Origin of the sequence: Clostridium sp. BSD2780061688st1 H5 (assembly GCF_005845155.1) — a bacterium.
GTDB classification, from domain to species: domain Bacteria; phylum Bacillota; class Clostridia; order Lachnospirales; family Lachnospiraceae; genus Claveliimonas; species Claveliimonas intestinigallinarum.
Genome location: NZ_SPGT01000052.1, coordinates 1 through 4,242, shown reverse-complemented (window position 1 = coordinate 4,242; position 4,242 = coordinate 1). Strand labels below are relative to the sequence as shown.

Here is a 4,242-nt window from a genome sequence, read left to right as displayed (position 1 = left end):
TACCATGTGCAGGGAACGTACCGCTTAACTTTAGAGTTGATAAGTAGGGGATTTTTCTTGATAAAAACCGGAAGGATCATTGAAATGTTGATAACTACAATAGAAAAGCCCCGGGGTAAACCGGGGACTTTGTCTACAGTCTGAAAGATCGGTTCAATTTTGAACCGATCTTTTTTTACTATATTCAGTTTTTCCTATTGAGTTATTTGTTTTTCGGAACAGTAAAGCGGGCTTCCGGCTTTCCAACGTATCTTTCCGGGTGAAGCCGTCTGTCTCTGAACTCTGCACAGGCTGTGTAAAGAACGTCTGTGGAGGAGTTGATACCTGTCTCGCAGGAATCCTGAATCACGCCGATGATGAAGCCTACGCCGACAACCTGCATTGCGATATCGTTCGGAATGTTAAACAGGCTGCAGGCAAGGGGGATCAGGAGCAGTGAACCGCCGGCCACACCGGATGCTCCGGCCGCACTGGCTGCTGCCAGAACGCACATGATCAGCGCTGTTCCAAAGGATACCTGAATGTCCAGTGTGGTAGCTGCTGCCAGTGCCATGTTGGAGATCGTGATAGCGGCTCCAGCCATGTTGACAGTAGATCCAAGCGGGATGGAGATCGAATATGTATCCTCGTCCAGATTCAGGTTTTTGCACAGCTCCATATTTACAGGAATGTTTGCCGCGGAGCTTCTTGTGAAGAAGGCGGTGATAAAACTTTCCTTCAGGCAGGTAAATACAAGCGGGTACGGGTTTTTCCGCACGCACACAAAGGTAACCAGAGGATTGATGATAAAGGCAACGACCGCCATGCTTCCGACAAGGACAAGGATCAGTCTGCCGTAATCAACAAGAGCGCCCAGACCCTGCTCAGAGATAGTGGTAAAGATCAGGCCCATAATACCGAAGGGGGCACAGCTGATGACCCACTGCACGGCGATGGATACGGCATCCGAGATGTCCTCCAGGGCTTTCTTTGTCCCGGCTCCCGCTTTTTTCAGGGCGATACCGAAGATGATGGCCCAGGCCAGGATGCCGATATAGTTTGCGTTGACAATGGCGTTGACCGGATTGTCTACCAGGTTCATCAGAAGGTTTGTCAGAACCTCCACCACGCCGCTGGGAGGTGCGATGTCTGTTGTGGATGTGCCTTCAGCAAAGGTGATGGTAACCGGGAAAATGTAGTGCGCGATTACCGCAACGAGTGCTGCCAGCAGATTTCCGAGCATATACAGGACCACGATCGCGGCCATGTTGGTGTGCTGCCCTTCGCCCATGTGGCACAGCGCGCTCATGACAAGGAAAAATACGAGCACGGGCGCGATGCCGCGGAGCGCCCCAACGAACAGATCACCGAGAATGGAAATTCCGGATGCCTGAGGAACAACAAGGCCAAGGATGATACCAATGATCAGGCCGACAATGATACGTTTTACAAGGCTGATGCTGTTCCATTTTTTGATTGCGTTTTTCATACTGTTTTTCGCAGATAGACGCGGCTATCTGCTTCTCCTCTCTTTCTCTCATTATTTCAGTTTGGTCTTCGCTACCTGATAGATTATATTATTGCACAGATTATCGAATATTGCTATACAAAAAGTGAAAAAATTTATAAAAAACTCAATAATTTTCACAAAAATGTTATAAAAATAACAATCAAAAACAGCATTTTGCATAAAAAAATTCTTATTTTAATTGTAGGAAACGTCATGGGGTGTTATAATAGCCAAAGAGCAGTTGTTTCCGAAAAAAGAAACTGCGGAGACATCAGAAAATGGAGGTATGTATATCATGGGAGAACAAATGAATGACGGAATGATGTGGGCGCTCGTCAAGGAGAAGCCGGAGGAGGGACTCTGGATGAAGAGAGTTCCCATTCCCGAGGTGGGGCCGAACGATGTGAAGATCAAGATCCATAAGACAGCGATCTGCGGTACGGACGTACATATCTGGCAGTGGAATGAATGGGCACAGCACACCATCCCTATCGGACTTACAGCCGGCCACGAGTATGTTGGGGAAGTCGTGGAGGTAGGCGAGGGTGTCCGGGGATTTAAGCCCGGTCATCTTGTATCCGGTGAGGGGCACATTACCTGTGGAAAATGCCGGAACTGCCTGGAGGGACACAAGGAGAACTGCAAGGACGCCAAGGGCGTGGGCGTGAACCGGAACGGAGCCTTTGCCGAGTATCTTGTCATTCCATCCAGCAATGTGTGGCCCTGTAACCCGAATATCCCGGAGGAGATGTACGCCATCTTTGATCCCTTTGGAAACGCAACCCACACGGCTCTGTCCTACGATGTGCTGGGAGAGGACGTGCTGGTGGCCGGAGCGGGTCCCATCGGCATCATGGCTGCGGCTATTGTGAAATTTGCAGGGGCAAGACACGTGGTGGTGACGGACTTCAATGAGTACCGCCTGGAGCTGGCAAAGAAGCTGGGGGCTACCAGGGTGGTCAATCTCGGGAAGGAGAAGCTGCCGGATGTGATGAAAGAGATCGGAATGACAGAGGGCTTTGATGTGGGACTTGAGATGTCCGGGTCCCAGGCGGGCCTTCATGACATGATCCATAATATGAAGCACGGCGGGAAGATCGCGCTGCTGGGGCTGCAGAGAACAGACGCCACAGTAGATCTGGAGACAGTGATCTTCAACGGCCTGAATATCCGCGGCATCTATGGAAGAAAGGTGTGGGATACATGGTACAAGATGTCCACCATGCTTCAGGCAGGCCTGGATATCAGCGGCATCATTACACATCATTTTGACATCAAGGATTACCGCAAGGGCTTTGAGGCGATGATCTCCGGCCAGTCCGGAAAGGTCATTCTGGACTGGGCACACATCAATGACTGATGGGGATTGTGTGAGATCCGCAATGAGGCGGGACAGATCCTGGCGTAAAGCTGGAGGACATTTTATATTATAATAAGGTAAAGGAGCATAAAAGAAAATGGCACGTAAAGACGATATTTTAAACATTTACGCAAAAGAAGTGGAAGGCATCAGGGAGGCAGGACTTTTTAAGGGAGAGGCCCCCTTTGTGTCACCCCAGGGCGCAAGAGTGACTATGGAGGACGGAAGGGAGCTCCTCTGTATGTGCGCAAACAATTACCTGGGCCTCGGGGACAGCCCGCGGCTGATCGAGGCTGCCAAGAAGACCTACGATGAAAAGGGCTTCGGCGTGGCGTCCGTCCGCTTTATCTGCGGCACACAGGATATCCACAAGAAGCTGGAGAAGACCATCTCTGATTTCCTGGGAACGGATGACACGATCCTCTATTCTTCCTGCTTTGACGCCAACGGAGGCCTTTTCGAGACTCTTCTGACAGCGGACGACGCGGTGATCAGCGATGAGCTGAACCACGCCTCCATTATCGACGGTGTGCGCCTGTGCAAGGCCAGGAGATACCGCTATAAAAATAATGACATGGAAGACCTGGAGGCAAAGCTGAAGGAGGCCGACGAGGCCGGGGCAAGGATCAAGCTGATCGCCACGGACGGTGTTTTCTCCATGGACGGAATTATCTGCAACCTGAAGGGAATCTGTGATCTGGCGGACAAGTACAACGCTCTTGTCATGGTGGATGACAGCCACGCGGTGGGCTTTGTGGGCAAGACAGGCCGTGGAACCCCGGAGTACTGCGGCGTCCAGGGAAGAGTGGACATCATCACAGGAACCCTCGGAAAAGCCCTGGGAGGAGCATCCGGCGGATATACATCCGGACGTAAGGAAATCATCGATCTTCTGCGTCAGAGGAGCCGTCCGTACCTCTTCTCCAACTCCCTGGCTCCGGCCATTGCAGGCGCCAGCATTGAGATGTTCAGGATGCTGGACGAGAGCACAGAGCTCAGAGACCATCTGGAAGAGGTGACCGCCTACTACAGAAAGCTTCTTGTAGACAACGGCTTTGACGTGATCCCTGGCACACATCCCTGCGTACCTGTTATGCTGTACGATGAGAAGACAGCCGCTGAGTTCGCGAAGCGGATGGTGGACAAGGGCGTATATGTAGTTGCCTTCTCCTACCCGGTAGTGCCGAAGGGCAAGGCGAGGATCCGCACCCAGGTGTGCGCAAGCCACACAAAAGAGGACATCGATTTCATCGTAAAATGCTTCATCGAAGTGCGGGAAGAGATGGGATTGTAGGTTTTTCGTTTTTATTCCTAATGAGGGTGTCCCAAAACTATGAATTTTTAAATTTATAGGAAAGGGGCACCCTTTCTTTTATCAAAAGGCTCTTTCATA

At 51.0% G+C, this 4,242-nt stretch carries 3 protein-coding genes; 2 read left to right on the top strand and 1 reads right to left on the bottom strand.

Annotated features, from left to right (window positions below):
• Positions 1–202: 202 nt before the first annotated feature.
• Complete coding sequence (gene sstT / locus FGQ86_RS16000) at positions 203–1,468, bottom strand: serine/threonine transporter SstT (protein ID WP_138305139.1); 1,266 nt, start codon at positions 1,466–1,468, stop codon at positions 203–205.
• Positions 1,469–1,811: 343 nt separating this feature from the next.
• On the opposite strand from sstT, the gene tdh reads away from it, so the two are divergent.
• Both tdh and FGQ86_RS15990 read left to right on the top strand, forming a co-directional pair.
• Entirely contained in the window at positions 1,812–2,849 is a 1,038-nt protein-coding gene (gene tdh, locus FGQ86_RS15995; RefSeq protein ID WP_347562529.1) for an L-threonine 3-dehydrogenase, read from the top strand.
• A 97-nt stretch (positions 2,850–2,946) separates the two neighbouring features.
• Positions 2,947–4,143: a glycine C-acetyltransferase gene (locus FGQ86_RS15990; RefSeq protein ID WP_033127049.1), complete on the top strand. Its 1,197-nt coding sequence runs from the start codon at positions 2,947–2,949 to the stop codon at positions 4,141–4,143.
• Positions 4,144–4,242 lie beyond the last annotated feature (99 nt).

What these genes read in the sequence shown, in the direction of transcription:
- sstT (WP_138305139.1), bottom strand. Translation starts at nt 1,468, where the DNA reads ATGAAAAACGCAATCAAAAAATGGAACAGCATCAGCCTTGTAAAACGT.
- tdh (WP_347562529.1), top strand. Translation starts at nt 1,812, where the DNA reads ATGTGGGCGCTCGTCAAGGAGAAGCCGGAGGAGGGACTCTGGATGAAG.
- FGQ86_RS15990 (WP_033127049.1), top strand. Translation starts at nt 2,947, where the DNA reads ATGGCACGTAAAGACGATATTTTAAACATTTACGCAAAAGAAGTGGAA.